Origin of the sequence: Liquorilactobacillus uvarum DSM 19971, from assembly GCF_001434935.1 — a bacterium.
Taxonomy (GTDB): Bacteria; Bacillota; Bacilli; order Lactobacillales; family Lactobacillaceae; genus Liquorilactobacillus; species Liquorilactobacillus uvarum.
The window spans coordinates 121,182-135,812 of record NZ_AZEG01000006.1 but is presented as its reverse complement, the minus strand read 5'-3'; the positions used below and the strand labels follow the sequence as shown (position 1 = coordinate 135,812).

The 14,631-nt window shown below is 37.9% G+C and carries 13 protein-coding genes; 6 read left to right on the top strand and 7 right to left on the bottom strand.

The window, feature by feature from the left end:
- Positions 1-547 precede the first annotated feature (547 nt).
- The 6 genes from FD20_RS04725 to FD20_RS04700 form a co-directional block, all read right to left on the bottom strand.
- Positions 548-952, bottom strand: coding sequence for a DUF956 family protein (locus FD20_RS04725; protein ID WP_057736437.1), 405 nt, complete (start codon positions 950-952; stop codon positions 548-550).
- Positions 953-1,010: 58 nt separating this feature from the next.
- Positions 1,011-1,925 carry a PTS system mannose/fructose/sorbose family transporter subunit IID gene (locus FD20_RS04720; protein WP_057736436.1) on the bottom strand — a complete coding sequence of 305 codons (915 nt, stop codon included), beginning with the start codon at positions 1,923-1,925 and terminating at the stop codon, positions 1,011-1,013.
- A gap of 20 nt (positions 1,926-1,945) precedes the next feature.
- Positions 1,946-2,752 carry a PTS mannose/fructose/sorbose transporter subunit IIC gene (locus tag FD20_RS04715; protein ID WP_057736435.1) on the bottom strand — a complete coding sequence of 269 codons (807 nt, stop codon included), beginning with the start codon at positions 2,750-2,752 and terminating at the stop codon, positions 1,946-1,948.
- A 25-nt stretch (positions 2,753-2,777) separates the two neighbouring features.
- A complete protein-coding gene (locus tag FD20_RS04710; protein ID WP_057736434.1) occupies positions 2,778-3,773 on the bottom strand; it encodes a mannose/fructose/sorbose PTS transporter subunit IIA in 996 nt (331 codons plus the stop codon).
- Positions 3,774-3,957: 184 nt separating this feature from the next.
- Positions 3,958-4,458: a PTS sugar transporter subunit IIB gene (locus FD20_RS04705; RefSeq protein WP_057736433.1), complete on the bottom strand. Its 501-nt coding sequence runs from the start codon at positions 4,456-4,458 to the stop codon at positions 3,958-3,960.
- 172 nt (positions 4,459-4,630) lie between these two features.
- Positions 4,631-7,489: a sigma-54-dependent transcriptional regulator gene (locus tag FD20_RS04700; protein WP_057736432.1), complete on the bottom strand. Its 2,859-nt coding sequence runs from the start codon at positions 7,487-7,489 to the stop codon at positions 4,631-4,633.
- Between the two features lie 349 nt (positions 7,490-7,838).
- Between FD20_RS04700 and FD20_RS04695 the strand changes: the two genes are divergently transcribed.
- From FD20_RS04695 to FD20_RS04675, 5 genes are all read left to right on the top strand, one after another.
- A complete protein-coding gene (locus tag FD20_RS04695; RefSeq protein ID WP_057736431.1) occupies positions 7,839-8,453 on the top strand; it encodes a WxL domain-containing protein in 615 nt (204 codons plus the stop codon).
- Between the two features lie 55 nt (positions 8,454-8,508).
- On the top strand, positions 8,509-9,585 hold the full coding sequence (locus tag FD20_RS04690) for a WxLIP family cell surface protein (protein WP_057736430.1): 1,077 nt from the start codon (positions 8,509-8,511) through the stop codon (positions 9,583-9,585).
- Between the two features lie 118 nt (positions 9,586-9,703).
- The gene (locus FD20_RS04685; protein WP_057736429.1) at positions 9,704-11,386 is read left to right on the top strand and encodes a hypothetical protein; all 1,683 of its coding nucleotides are present in this window, start codon (positions 9,704-9,706) and stop codon (positions 11,384-11,386) included.
- Positions 11,387-11,432: 46 nt separating this feature from the next.
- Positions 11,433-12,143, top strand: coding sequence for a WxL domain-containing protein (locus tag FD20_RS04680; RefSeq protein ID WP_057736428.1), 711 nt, complete (start codon positions 11,433-11,435; stop codon positions 12,141-12,143).
- A gap of 87 nt (positions 12,144-12,230) precedes the next feature.
- On the top strand, positions 12,231-13,100 hold the full coding sequence (locus FD20_RS04675) for a WxL protein peptidoglycan domain-containing protein (protein ID WP_162255621.1): 870 nt from the start codon (positions 12,231-12,233) through the stop codon (positions 13,098-13,100).
- On the opposite strand, the gene FD20_RS04670 is transcribed toward FD20_RS04675, so the two are convergent.
- Positions 13,101-13,652 carry a hypothetical protein gene (locus FD20_RS04670; RefSeq protein WP_057736426.1) on the bottom strand — a complete coding sequence of 184 codons (552 nt, stop codon included), beginning with the start codon at positions 13,650-13,652 and terminating at the stop codon, positions 13,101-13,103.
- A 528-nt stretch (positions 13,653-14,180) separates the two neighbouring features.
- On the opposite strand from FD20_RS04670, the gene FD20_RS04665 reads away from it, so the two are divergent.
- Complete coding sequence (locus tag FD20_RS04665) at positions 14,181-14,612, top strand: Hsp20/alpha crystallin family protein (RefSeq protein ID WP_057736425.1); 432 nt, start codon at positions 14,181-14,183, stop codon at positions 14,610-14,612.
- Positions 14,613-14,631 lie beyond the last annotated feature (19 nt).

Here is a 14,631-nt window from a genome sequence, read left to right as displayed (position 1 = left end):
GGAGACCCTACACATTTGATTCGTCGAAACTTTGTTCAGTTTTCAAAGATCTACTTTAGGTTGCTCAACGCAACTACTAAATTATATCATGTTCACGATTGCTTGTCAAGGAATTTTTTTCTTTGTTTCAATATTCCTAAACGAGACAACTTTATTAGTATACCCAATCATCTGATTAATGTCAAGAATTTTTTTTGCTTAATTTCACAAATCAAACTTAGACAAACATGACAACAAAAACTACTATACACGCATCTATAGTCTACGTCAACAGTTTTTTTCAGTCAGTGTAACTTTCTAAAATATCAAGTCCTTTGTTATTTTCTTCTGAGTGATTTTATTTTATGAACATGAATAGAGCTCAAACCTTTAGGTCACTTAAAATACTTTTGAAGCAATTCAAATCACTTACTTAGCTCAACGATTGAAAAAGTTTAGTAGCAAAAAGATGATGCCGTTGGTTTAGCACCACCGACACCATCAAACCTATCATCTATTCTCTTAAGGAAGAACAACTCTAAAAAGCTTTTACACTATTTTAATGATGTTAGACGTTGATTTTCCCTGTCAACTTCTTCTTTGCTACACCATAAAGCCATTTTAAATTACGCCTAAAAACCTGAAAAAAGGTCAGTGAACGTACAATATGGTCTGGTTCCACATACACACGAACAGCACGTAAAACTTTTTTAGGATTTCTAGATGAAAACTTGTACATTCCATTATGTTTCGTTTGAATAGCATATCGTGGAATCCACTTGCCCTTGAACATGACAGAAGCAATAACTAAATCCACTTCTTCCCATGGTATCTGAATAAATTTATTTATATCACGGTCATTATAAAATTCAAATCCTTTGTCACCTACCATTATTTTCCCATAATCACCCAAACCCAAGTATGACGTAGCTTCAATTGCTAGATCAATTTTGGAATTAATTGATTCAACCATACCATCACCTCCTACGATTTAACCCTTTACAGATGTTTTGACAAAAACAAAAAGTAGCTTAAAGAAGTCCGACTACATGACCTACGACCCCAACGACAAAGATTCCAATGATAATAACAATTGGAGAAACTTTCTTTTTAAGGAGCCACATACAAAGGAAAGTCAAAAGTAGTGGAACTAATCCTGGTATCAAAGAATCAAGATTATCTTGTAAAGTCGTAACTTTCACCTTTGTCAGTGAAAGACCACTAGCCTGTTGCTGTAAAGCCGATTGAATCCCCCTTGCACCCTTGGGAAGTTTATTCCAATCGATATACGCTCCAGCTTGCTGTGTGATTTTTGAAACAACTGGCGTAAATTTAATTGTTACCCAACGTTCAATCAAAGCAGCAATTACAAACATTCCCATCATTGATGCAACCCTAGTAACACTTTGTAATAAACCACCAGATAAATCCTCTGTAATCTTGCTTCCAGCACGATAGCCGAACTCTTGTGTATACCACATAAAGCCCCAACGAATGATATTCCAAATAACAAAGAATAGAATAGGTCCCAAGATATTGCCACTAAGTGCAAGTGATGCTCCTAAAGCCCCTACGATAGGGCGAACAGTATACCAGAAAACAGGATCACCAACACCGGCAAGAGGCCCCATCATTCCGACCTTAACCCCTTGAATTGCAACATCGTCAACAGGTGCTCCGTTAGCTCTCTCTTCTTCCAGTGCCAAAGTAACACCAATAACTGGTGAAGCTACATACGGATGAGTATTGAAAAATTCCAAATGCCTTTGATATGCAGCAATGCGATCTTCTTTCTTCTTATATAACTTGTTAATGGCTGGAATCATCGAATAACACCAACCACCATTTTGCATACGTTCATAGTTCCATGAGCCCTGAATAAAAGTTGAACGCCATGCAACACGTAATCGATCACTTTTTGTTAAACTGACTTTCTTTTCTTGCATCTCGCTTACCCCCTTCGAATTTAATAGTCATCCAAGATGTCGCCCAGTGGATCACCAGTGTTGCTGTTACCACCATTGCCACTATTACCTGAACCACCCTTATCAAGTTGGAGATACATCAAAGCAAGAGATAAGCCTATAGCACCAATAGCAATCAGCGTTAAGTCAGAAATTGCAGCTACAACGAAACCAATTGCGAAGAAAGGCCATACTTCACGCGATGCCATCATATTGATAACCATTGCATAACCAACGGCAACGACCATTCCACCACCGATTGTCATACCTTCGTTCAACCAGCTTGGCATTGCACTAAGCATATCACGTACACTTGAAGCTGGGATAATCAGTAAAAGAGCAGCAGGAATTGCAATCCGCAGCCCCTGCAAGCAAATACATACAATCTGCCAAAAATCGATCATTCGCGAATTTCCTTGAGCAGCAGCAGCATCCATAAAATGAACAATAGCAACAGTAATCGTACGTACAATCATCGTTAAGAATAATCCCGCAACCGCCAATGGGATTGCAAAAGCAATAGCTGACCCTAAACCATGAGTTCCTTGACCACCTTGAATCAAAATAATTGCCGACGCAGTAGCAGCTAAAGCAATATCAGGAGCAACAGCAGCCCCAATATTCGCCCATCCTAAAGCGATCATTTGTAATGAACCGCCTAACATAATGCCAAGAGTTAAGTGACCAGTTACTAAACCTATCAGTGTACAAGATACTAAAGGTTGATGAAATTGAAATTCATCCAAAATACCTTCCATCCCTGCAAAAAAAGCAACGATCACAACTAAAATCATTGATATAGCAGACATTTGATAATCCTCCTTTTTTTAACTTTTATTGCTTGTTTTCCGCAAGTCCTTGACGAGCTTTTTTAATAATTTGTTCCATATTTGCTTTGGAATCATCTGGAACTTTGCGGACATCAAATTTAACGCCTAGTTTTTTTAGTTCATCAAATGCTTCAACATCTTTACCATCTAAAGACAGAACTTTGCTGACTGCAACTTTGCCAATAGAATGTGCCATTGAACCTATATTAAGTTCTTTTATACCGACACCAGCCCTAACAACTGTAAGAGCATCTTCAGGATTTTCAAAAAGAATTAGAGCCTTAGTATTCCCAAAACGAGGATCCTTTGCTACCTCAATCATTTTTTGAACCGGAATCACATTGGCATGTACTCCAGGAGGTGCAGCCTCTACAATCATACTTTTGCGCAGTTTGTCTTTAGCAACCTTATCTGAAACAACAATAATACGATTAGGATTCGTTGATCTTGTCCATGCTGTTGCAACTTGACCATGTAGAAGACGCGAATCTATACGTACCAAAACATACTTAATCTTGCCGTCCCCAACCACTGTGCCAGGTGGTAACGAACCTTTAGGCTGATTGTCTTTTGGCGCAGTCGCCGCTTTCTTTTGAGGTTGAAGCCCCTCAGGTTTAACTTTCACACCATCTTTAGCGGTTTCAATAATATGGGCAGCAATATCATGTGCCGATTCCATCGACAAGCGAGATGCATATGCCTCAATTACCATGGGTAAGTTCATACCGGCAACAATTGCCCATTTATCCTTATGTGTTTCTAAAAGCGCATTAGCTTGGTTGAAAGGAGTTCCTCCCCACAAATCGATAAGAAACAGAATCTCATCTTTATTTTCAAAAGAAGCGATTGCTTTTTCCATTTTAGCTCTTATGTCATCCGGACCTTCGTTCGGCATTAAGGTGACAGCTTTAACATTGTCTTGTTCGCCAAAAATCATTGAGGCCGATTGAAAAATGCCTTCAGCGAAGCCACCATGGCTTGCTAGGATAATACCTACCATTGTTTAATACCTCCTATTGTAAGATTTTTTTATCTTAGTCAACGATGACTAAGACATCCGGTCTACCATTGTTTTCACAAAACAACACAGACTCCAGATTATTTTATTTCGTTAAGACATTTCTCACCACCTTTCAGTGAACTACTTGAAGATGTCCAAATCAATTAAAACCGCTAATCTAAATTCAAAAGTCTTTCACTAATCCCTTATCTAAAAGCGATTTCCAAAGATTTTTTGAGCTGTCGTTGGCAACTTTGCGAACATCAAGTCGAATACCGCGCGCGTGAAGCCATTTGAGAGCCTTTACATCTTCAGGACCGACAGCAATCGTATCAGTGACCATGACTCTCGAACTGTCAAAACTGATTGCACCGATATTAATTGAAGTAATTTTGATACCACCTTCAACGAGGCGCTTAGCGTCAACTGGATCTTCAACTAGGATCATTGGTTTAATTGAAATAAAACGTAAATCATTATAAATACGAATCATTTTTTCAACCGTAATGACATTTGCCTTAATCCCTGGGGGAGCAGCCTGCATAATCAAAGTTTTACGCATTACGTCTTGCGCAACTCGATCAGAAACAACTAGAATCCGATTAACACTAATCGCCTTTGCCCAATTCGTAGCAACTTGTCCATGCAATAAACGGCTATCGATCCGCAATAAACGAACATCCATCACTATAGCAACTCACCGTCATTTCTAGCACAACTTAAAATACTGATACATAAAAAACAACTACACTTAGTCATAAGCAATTCACGTGCCAACTTTGTGTATCAGCGCAAAACGTTATTTTAATAGGTTTAGTGCGTGTGAAAAATAAAAGTAATACACTTTTACTAGTGTATTACTTTTTTAGTGTATTAGATTTTTCCTTTTCTGTATTAAGCAACGCAACAATGTAGTAAGACTCATCATCTGAAAGCTTAATATTTATTGTCTCATACAACATTTCATTGGCCTGTTTGATAATAGGATACATTTTATCAGATTGCGCTTCAGACAATTTTTGCTCGTCAACACTCATTTCCGACCGTGTCAGATAGCGCTCAACCGCACCTGCTAAATGCATGATAAGACTTATTCTGAAAGAATTCGACATCTCAAAATGCCCATGCTGTTGAACAAAGTCGGAATAATCCCAAAGTATCTTAGTAATTTTTACAGGATTGATAAAAGTAAAATACTGGCTTAAATATTTTTGAGCCGTTTCTTCAGTCAGTAATTCCGAATTTTCCAGCGAGTCTACGCTGTGTATATCGCGTTTATTTACCTGTTCTATCAGACCTACAAAGCTTTCCCCTCCACCTTGTAACAGATTTTCCAGTGAAATAAAAGGCACTGCAATTTTGGGCTTAACAACTCCCGTTGCCGCAACAATCTGATACTTTTGCTGAACCTCTGCGATTTGTTTTTTCATCCTTACAACAGAAATTGTAATAACAGTTATATCATCAATTAAATTATCAATCAAAATTTTATCCAGCAATTCCTTGATTTTCTTAGCCGTGCCTTCACCTGTTGAACAGATTGCAATTATTGCCTTGTTTTTTTGATCTGGAAGGTTTGGTGAATAATTATTTTCCCCCTGCACTTTTCCAATTGTACGTGAATATCCGGCAAATTCACGCAGTTCTCGATAAACAATGTCAAGACTGCTGTCGATTAAAGCCGTTTTGCGCGCTGCCTCCAAAACCATCGCTGTTGTTACCATATCAATTGTTTTAACATGAATATCGGTTTTTTCACTCAATTTACTACTGAAAGTACTTAGTGAACCCATATCCACTAGCAATAAAACTCCATTTCCTCGATCAATGTTTTTGACTTGAGCGGCAATTCCATCCAAAGCAATCTTGGGGCTCATTTCAAGTGGCATATCATACGCAACAATATTATCCACAGACAACAATTGCGAAACAACTTGAGCCATCGAAGATGCAGTACTGTTTCCATGAGCTGCAACTACAATTCCTACTTTCCCTGTTTTAGGTTCTGAACGCAAAGATACTAGCAAAATTGCCATGTAATACACTTCAGATTGCGGTATCGGAAAGCGATAATGTTCTTCGATCAAATCTTTAATCTTTCCAGCTATCCTTAATTCATCCGGATAATCGTGCACCATTGATATCAAATCTGCTGACATATTCCGCAATGCTTTACCAGATTGAACTCGCTTGATAAACGAACTGATGTGCAGACTCATCGCATAAATAAAACTATCTCTCAGTGGATAGCTCTCTTTTTCCTGCAGGAGTCGCTGAATTTTTTTAGTTAGATCAATAATTTCTTGATCAACTATTTCGTTCAGACTGTTAACGGTTTTGTCCAGTTTGCCCTGACGATAAAACGATTTAAGATGTAAATTAATATCTGTCATTATGAAGTTATTGATTGACGCTTGGTTTAACCCCTCATCTTTTAATAATGCCGCCTTGTCTCCAATAATTTCATACAAGTTATAGGGGAGCTCATAACTGTCTATCTCTGGCATTCCCCGATTAAAATCTGGTTTAATAATCATCACCGGCTCTAATAAGCGTGTTAACTTTCCTAATTCGTGCCTATTATTTGCCAAGTGAGACAAACCATCTTTAATGTTTGGTGGCAACTGACTAAATTTCAAACTAATTTCTTTCTTATTCTGCATACTGTTTAAAAATCCCTGTGCACAAACTAATTGCACATTAGACTTTAATTGACCTACATTCCCGTACGTCACACTGCCCAAAAGGGCTTGAACTACATCTTCACTTAAACGAATGTTTTTATGGATACGATTAGCCTCAAGTGTGAGCAGGCGTTGTAACAACTGTAGTTTTTCACGCGGACTTCTTTGATCAAACGTAGGCAGTTGGATCGTGACTGGAATTCTCCGTACAAAGGTCTGCAGCAGAGAACTCTCCGGATCTTCTGTTGTTGCACAAATCAGCCTTACATCTGCATGATGCATCTTAGCTGTCTCACCCAAGCGGCTGTAAGTCCCATGATCCATAAAATAAAAGATCATTTCTTGTCCTTCAGGTGGCAGCCGATGAACTTCATCTAAAAACAGCATTCCGCCATCAGCTTCTTGAATAAGTCCATCCTTGTCCACATCTGCACCTGTAAAAGCACCTTTAACATATCCAAATAAATGCGACATTAGCAACTGTGGATTGTGTGCATAGTCCGCACAATTAAACGTTGTAAAACCCTTTTTTGCAATGATTTCTTTTCCCAAAGCAAATTGATACATATTGTTGGCAAAATACGTTTTCCCTGATCCAGTCGGACCAATAATCAAGGTATTCAAGCCATGCGGCGGATAAAGCAATGCTGCTTTCGCTTGTTCGGTCTGGTTTTTTAAGCTATCATGTGCCCCAATCATATTTGTAAACACATCGGCTGTTTCAGCTATTTCAGAATTTAAAGCATCATTCTCCACTTCACTTGTAATCACTGTGCTGCCAGCAAAACCAACAGTTGGTTTTTGTTCAAAAGGTTCGTCCGCCTGACCTCCATTTAACTTTAAAATAAAATAGCGGACTGGTCGACCGTTCATTTTTTTTACTCTACCTTCTCTGACAAGCTGGTTAAGTTCCTTACTGACATTAGGACGTAGAATTCCCAATATTTCAGCAATTTCCTTAGTTGTTGCACTTTGTGACTCGCTCGTCGTATACTTCTCCAAATATTTCAAGATTTTTTCACGCCTTGTCACACGCGTCACTCCCCCGTTCAGCCTTGTGTATCATCAGTGTATCATTTTTAGACTAAGTAAGCGAATTCAAAGGTATTTAAAAAATTTCAGCGCTGAATATTAAAAAAAAAATATTCTAATAAATAGCGATCTTTATTCCAGCGACTTCGCAAGCGGTTACGTATAGCTTAAAGTCCTTAAAGTTAAACGTAATCGGCTATTTATTATTATTTTTAAGCTTTTTTTTAAAAAATTATTTTTTTTAATTAAATTTTCCTTGTCTTCTCAGAAAATGCGTGCTATATTTCTATTGTTATTAGCGATTAACTTTTAACTTTTTATTTTTTAATTAAAAAAGGAGATGCTTCTTATGGATATAAAAAAACTACTAGTCCTTTCAGGGATTGCTTTAAGTACAGCACTTATTTTAAATATTGAAAGTGCACAGGCTGACAATGCCAGCACTGACGCTTCTGGTCCAGACAGCCAAGCTGCGTTTCAAGTGTCTGCCGGTGATGGTGATTCTTCTAATCCAACTGGGCTCAAGTTTGTCAGTGCACCCACGTTTACATTCGCAGCTGCGAATGTAAAAGATATTGCTACCAAAGACACAAAACTTGCTTTAAAAGACGCTGAAAATCCGTTGCAAATTGAAGACTATCGTGGCAGCAACGCAGCTACAGGTTGGGCAATCAATGCTCAATTGTCCCAATTCAAAAATGAACATGATTCTAGCTTAGATGGGACCATCACATTTTGTGCCGATAAAGACGGGAATACCACTACAGCTGATGATATCAACGCTTCAATTGGAACTGCTTCTCAACAAGTCTGGCAATCAAACAGTAATGCCCAGGGGACCAGCACAGCAACTGCTACTACTAACAACAAGACTCAACTTTCTATTCCTCAATCTACTAAAGTCAGTGCCGGCCAATACGTTGCCACTATAAATTGGACTCTAAGTAATACAGCATCCAACTAAGCGATCGGTTTAACTTGACATCAAAAACCTAGATACAACATGGAGAGAATAAATTTTGAATTCAGGGAAAAATTTTTTTATTATAGCGTTATCTTTAGCAACATGTCTGCTTTCGTTTGTATGTTTGAAGATACCTGTAGTTCATGCTGAAGGTGCAGGCTTTACAGTTGCTGCGGTTACACCAGTTAATCAATTCGACAAACATGCTTCCTATTTTGACTTAAAGGTCGTACCGGGGCAAAAACAAAATATCAATGTACAAATTCAGAATCTGACTAACACACCCAAAAAAATTATAGCCTATCCTAACACGGCTTATACCAGTAATGCTGGTGTCGAAGCATACGATAAAAATAAATTAAAACATCTCAGCCGTGCGCCCTTTCTCTTGTCAGAAATATTAGGTCGCCCTCAGAGGATCATTTTGGCACCACGCGAAACCAAAACACTGACATTTACGATTCAAATGCCACAACAAAAGTTTCGGGGCATTCTTGAAGGTGCATTGTATTTTCTAGACAGTCAAACTTCATCTGCGCAACAAACCAACCAGAAAGGTATGACCATCAAAAATCGCTATGCTTTAGCCTTAGGAATTGTATTGCGTGAGGATACACACACTTCAGTAGCACCAAAAATGAAAATGAATAAAATTTCGACTGGCATCCAAGACACAGCTAACTTCAGTGCTGCTACGCGGGTCAATCTTGAAAACACACGCCCCGTGATGATCAAAAAACTGAAATTGGTAGGTGAAATATCAAAAGAAGCTGGCAGTAAGGTACTTTATCGTTCAACACAAAAAAATCTTGGGATGGCGCCGAATTCGAACTTCGATTATTCTATCGATTGGCATAATGACACCATGACAGCTGGAAAATATCATATGCATCTTGTTGCGACTTCTGGCAAGTATAAATGGGTTTTCGACCGCGACTTCAATATCACTCGTTCTGCGGCAGCGAAGGTCAACAAAAAAGCTAATATCGAGCGTAACTGGACATGGTTGTGGATCTTATTGGGTGGACTTCTTGTACTTTTGGTCTTCATACTTGCATTTTTCATTGGCCGTCACTCAGCAAATAAAAAAACAACCCAGGATTCACGTTCTGAAAAAGATAAAGAAGACTAGATACTTTAAAAGACTCTACATCATTTTGAGATGAATTTCTCTGTCATCTGCTCTGACCTTATCTCGCCACAGTTTCGCCAACAGTCATGCTGCAATTACAATTTTTGAGGTGAAAAAAATGCTCGCTTGCAATTTGCACAAAAGTAAAATAAAATACCTGATTTTATTCCTGTGCGCTTTTCTTTTCGCAAGCAGTAGTTTTTTTCGTGAACACGCCACTGCCTCTTCAGCTTACCCAACTGTAACCCCAGCCGGTGATCTTGATAATGGCAAAACCGGTTTCACTACTCAACCGTATACCATTTCTGAAAATGGTCAGACATACTTAAAATTCAATGTTGTCATAAGTTATCAAAACGTTAAATATAACAACGTCATTGATATCACAATCTTTACAGCTTACGATAATTTCCAGACAGCCACATGGGTAACATGTCAAGCCAGCTATACCCACAAGGAAAAAGGAAATTATTCAGAACTGGCCTATACTGTAAACCTTTCAAAATACAAAGACAGCACCTGGCTGATGGGCAGTATGCGTAAAGGGTATTTTGTTGGGGTCAATACTTACAACAATCCTTGGCAGCAGCAGACCAATTACTATTCAAATAAACTTTCTGGGCAGGTTTCTTCTACCCAGATACATATAAGTTCTGCTCCCGACACCATTTTCGCCTCTAGCGAACAATATAATTCCGCTTCTGCTCAAGTTACACCAGCCAACACGACTGATCCTGTCCAATGGTCTGCTTACTCAAAAAGCCTTACTAGTCTTAATGCATCTTTTCTAAACAATGGTAAAACGAATGTTGATTCAACTGGCAAAGCTGTAACAAAATTTAGTGTTCCAGTTCAAAGCCTCTTTACAAAGGTCAATACCGATACTAAAAACTATGGTTTCCCCTTTGTGCTAAATGTTCAAGCTGGTAAAAATACAGATACTAAAAACTTATATTTAGGTGGTTTAAGAGCCATCGAATGTTCTGAAAGTGATAGTCGCGCAAATGGCTTGGTCAAAAATAACACATGGCAGAATGTTATTGATCAGACTGCACTGTCACAATTATTTAAAGGACTAGATAAGTCTAAACGTTATTGGTATAAATGGTTTTACTGGCCAGAAAATGCGGTCAGTCCTGTGTATCTCGGAAACGTTTCTGGTGTAACAAATGCGGGGGGTTTGCTGCAAAATTATCTTGATCCGACCAAGCTTAACGTCAAAAATGCCAGCGGAAATGACTTTATCACCCAGGCAGTCCAGGCAACAAAAGACAATAAACCTTTATCAATCCAACTTGTCATTTATTCAAACAACTGTCAAAACTGGCAGCCGTTAAGTATTGCCGCAGTTTCTAATAGAGCACAGGTTAAAATCTCCCCAGCTCCACAGATGCCTGAATTGACTAGTGTCCCGGAAGGTTTTGACTTTGGCACTATTCCAGTTAGTGTTGTTGTTAACGGTGACTCAACAAAAAAATATACAGCTCAAGGCACAGTTGCCATCAAAAATGCCAACCATACATGGAATCTTACAGCTAGTCAATCCCAACCCTTTTCCGATGCTGACGATAATCATTTAAACGCAAATTTACTATTAAACGACGTCCGGCTTGGGAGCAGTCCACAGACTATTTATTCAGGAAATTCTGCTACTCCAGCCGCTTTTAACGATTCAGTTCAAGGCAGCCTACAATTTCCAAACGATGCGCAAAACAAAATTGTAAATGTTAACAGAAGCTACAGCACAACAATTTCATGGAATTTGACAGTTGCCGACCCTGCAATTTCCAGTGCACATTAGTCAATAGTATTTTTGTAATGTAAACCAAAAAAACAGGAGGGATTTTATGAAAAAAAGTGGCACAGTCATACTAACTGGGCTGATTTTACTTTTTTCCCTCTTTGTTAACGTGGAAACTGGACAAGCTGATGAGGTTTCCGATATAAAATCACAAGCTGGGTTTAGCGTCTATCCAGGAAATACAGTTAGTACAGATAACACACAACACGGAAAACAAACAAATCAGGGCCTAGAAGATCCGCACATGCAGCAAAAAAAAATTTCCATCCCAAATAATGGCTCATTAAAATTAGATTCAGTTCCCGTTTTGGATTTTGGCAAAATAAATCTTAATACCATTTACAATGGTGCAAAAATTCGCTTGTATAATGGCAACCCCAGCAAAATCAATGCTCTAACTGTTGCAGATTACCGCGGATACAGTAAAAAGCAACGCGGTTGGAGTGTAAGTGCTCGTATCACTCCCCTTGTAAATGGTCTTTTTTCCATTACCCCCACTGTTACATTAGATTTACAGACGGATAATGCATATTCTAAAGGAGCTGGTTCAGTAACTTTAACAACTAAAACAGCTACTCCCGTTTTAACATCGCTAAAAATACCCACCAATGGTGTTAAAGCTGCAACAATTTTAACAAGGGGTTCTTCTACCTTGAACTTTAATAGTTTAAGTCATGAACAAAGAGATAATTTTCAGACTGGAAAATACCACGGCCATATCATTTGGACACTAAATAACACTGCCAGCAATGATTGAAGCACAATCTTCCTCTTTTTCGACAACAGAAAGTAGTTTAATAAAATGATTTTAAATTTCAAACTATCAAAAGCACAAATATTTTCTATGTTACTAACTCTCTTTTGGATTTTTACAACAAGTACGACTTGGGTCAAAGCTGACACCGCTAGTAATACTGATGCTCAATTCTCCATTACACCGCATTTCACCAGTGGTCAAACTGATACTCAGTTAGGTTATTATCATATGCGAGTAAAAAAAGGCAAAATATATCATCTCCGTGTCCGTATCTTCAATAATAATAAGACCCAGAATGTTCATTTCCAGGTGCAACTATGCAATGCTTCTAATACTGCTCAGGGCCAAATTACTTATGCCGCGTCACAAAAGGCAAAAACTGTTCCGCATAATTACAAATCCCTGACTTCTTTAAGTATCACAGAGCTTAAAAAAAAGGTTTTGATTCCAGCTCACTCATATAAAGATGTGCTTTTCAAATTTAAAGTTCCTGCTAGGGGATTTAAGGGAACAATTGTCGGCGGAATCTACGTTACTCGACAAAATGTTCAAGCAAAAAATAATCGAACAGAAACTTCCAACGGAATTACCAACACATTTTCAATGACATTGCCCATTTTTATCTCGCAGAATTTTATGCAAAAAAATTCTCCTGTGTTGTTGTTAAAAAAAACAGACATTTTTTCGTCTGCCAGTCATGTTTATTTAACCACCACAATTCTAAATAACTCACCAGTCATTTTTGGAAAAATTCGCTTAAACATAAAATTATCTGTTCATAAAAAGACTATCTATAAAAAAGCCTTGAAAAATATTCAAATGGCACCTTATTCAGAGCTTCCACTGATTCTGAGATTAACTGCTCAAATCAAACCACACAAAAAATATTTATTAATTATTGAAGTACATTCAGGAACCTTTACCAAAAAAATAGTAAAAAAGATTACGTCTCCTTAATCAATTCGCAGCTGTATTCACAAGTGTCCATGTCACTGTCCCATGATAATCTTCAACAGGGAGCTGATTTTGATTGACATCTAGTCGGCTGTTGACTAATTTCGTTGTTTCTTTACCGACTGTTGCTGATCCACTCATAATGTTGATCGGTTCACTTGAAAATGACAGTTTCTGTCGTTTCTTTTGCTCCGAACCAGTATCATAAATCTCACTTTCGCCATGAATTGCACCAGCAGAATTCAACGATAGTTGCGCGTAAACCCTCCACGCTGTAGTCCCATGCCCACGGTAGTCTTCAACCTCCAATTTATTCTTAGAATTATACGTTACTTTAATGGTGTTCGAGTGCGTATTAGCACTCAATATTTTTTGGGGGCCTTTCCCATTCACAGAATTCAAACTAAGCACGGGGGTAGATGTCAGTGCCAATCCCCCTGGCATGACATTGAAAGAAATCGTAGAGGTCGCATCATCAGCATTAACTATATCCACAAATGCAATCATTATTAATATCGAAGCAACAACTAGTTTAACTACATATCTTTTTCGCATATTATTTCCTCCACCCATTTTAAACGCTTCAGAGTTACGAACGAAATAGGATCATTGTTGTGCCGCTTAACTTTTTAATGCGTTTCACCGATCTGCTTATAAGAGAACATTAAAGATAGATTTACAAAGATACTTTCTTTAATACATAAATCGGATAAAAAAACTAAAAATTAACACCTTTCGATCACCTTATCTTAAATTTTAAATCAAAGGATATGTTCCATAATGTCTTGCTTAATTGTAAAAAAAAGCCTGTGAAACAGCAGTCTTTCAAGCTGTCCACAGGTGGATTTTTTTCTATTCAACATTTTCTGGTAATTTTTAGGCAAAAAATAGCGCCTGCTTTCCATCGCAGACGCTTCACCGTATAATAGAAACTTAAGTATATCATTAGCTTTCATCAACTGTCAATATCTTTAGGTATATACATTTCATTTTTAATACGCATATCAATTCATTTTAGTTGCAATTTGACCAATTCTGATTATTATAATAATTGAAAAGAAAAAAGAAAGGATGTCTTTGATTATGGCAAATGAATTAACAAATCGTTTCAACAACTGGATGAAGCAAGATGATTTCTTCGGAAATTTAGGTCGTTCGTTCTTTGATTTTGACAATTCGGTTAATCGTGCCTTAAAGACGGACGTTAAGGAAAACGATAAAGTTTATGCGGTTCAAATTGATGTTCCAGGAATCGATAAGAAAGATATTACGATTGACTATCGTGACGGTGTTTTGTCAGTCAGCGCTAAACGTGATTCTTTCAGTGACAAAAGTGATGATGAAGGCAACGTAATTGCGAGTGAACGAAGCTACGGTCGGTTTGCCCGTCAATACAGTTTACCAAATGTTGATGAAAGTGGAATCAAAGCTAAATGTGATAACGGTGTTCTGAAACTTACTTTGCCAAAACTCGCAGAAGAAAAAGTAAACGGCAAACACATTGAAATTGAGTAATGTCTTGAATTTAAGTTCT

Coding starts and splice junctions, on each gene's coding strand:
- FD20_RS04710 (WP_057736434.1), bottom strand. CDS start 3,773: ATGGTAGGTATTATCCTAGCAAGCCATGGTGGCTTCGCTGAAGGCATT.
- FD20_RS04685 (WP_057736429.1), top strand. CDS start 9,704: ATGCTCGCTTGCAATTTGCACAAAAGTAAAATAAAATACCTGATTTTA.
- FD20_RS04675 (WP_162255621.1), top strand. CDS start 12,231: ATGTTACTAACTCTCTTTTGGATTTTTACAACAAGTACGACTTGGGTC.
- FD20_RS04705 (WP_057736433.1), bottom strand. CDS start 4,458: ATGGATGTTCGTTTATTGCGGATCGATAGCCGTTTATTGCATGGACAA.
- FD20_RS04680 (WP_057736428.1), top strand. CDS start 11,433: ATGAAAAAAAGTGGCACAGTCATACTAACTGGGCTGATTTTACTTTTT.
- FD20_RS04725 (WP_057736437.1), bottom strand. CDS start 952: ATGGTTGAATCAATTAATTCCAAAATTGATCTAGCAATTGAAGCTACG.
- FD20_RS04715 (WP_057736435.1), bottom strand. CDS start 2,752: ATGTCTGCTATATCAATGATTTTAGTTGTGATCGTTGCTTTTTTTGCA.
- FD20_RS04670 (WP_057736426.1), bottom strand. CDS start 13,652: ATGCGAAAAAGATATGTAGTTAAACTAGTTGTTGCTTCGATATTAATA.
- FD20_RS04665 (WP_057736425.1), top strand. CDS start 14,181: ATGGCAAATGAATTAACAAATCGTTTCAACAACTGGATGAAGCAAGAT.
- FD20_RS04720 (WP_057736436.1), bottom strand. CDS start 1,925: ATGCAAGAAAAGAAAGTCAGTTTAACAAAAAGTGATCGATTACGTGTT.
- FD20_RS04695 (WP_057736431.1), top strand. CDS start 7,839: ATGGATATAAAAAAACTACTAGTCCTTTCAGGGATTGCTTTAAGTACA.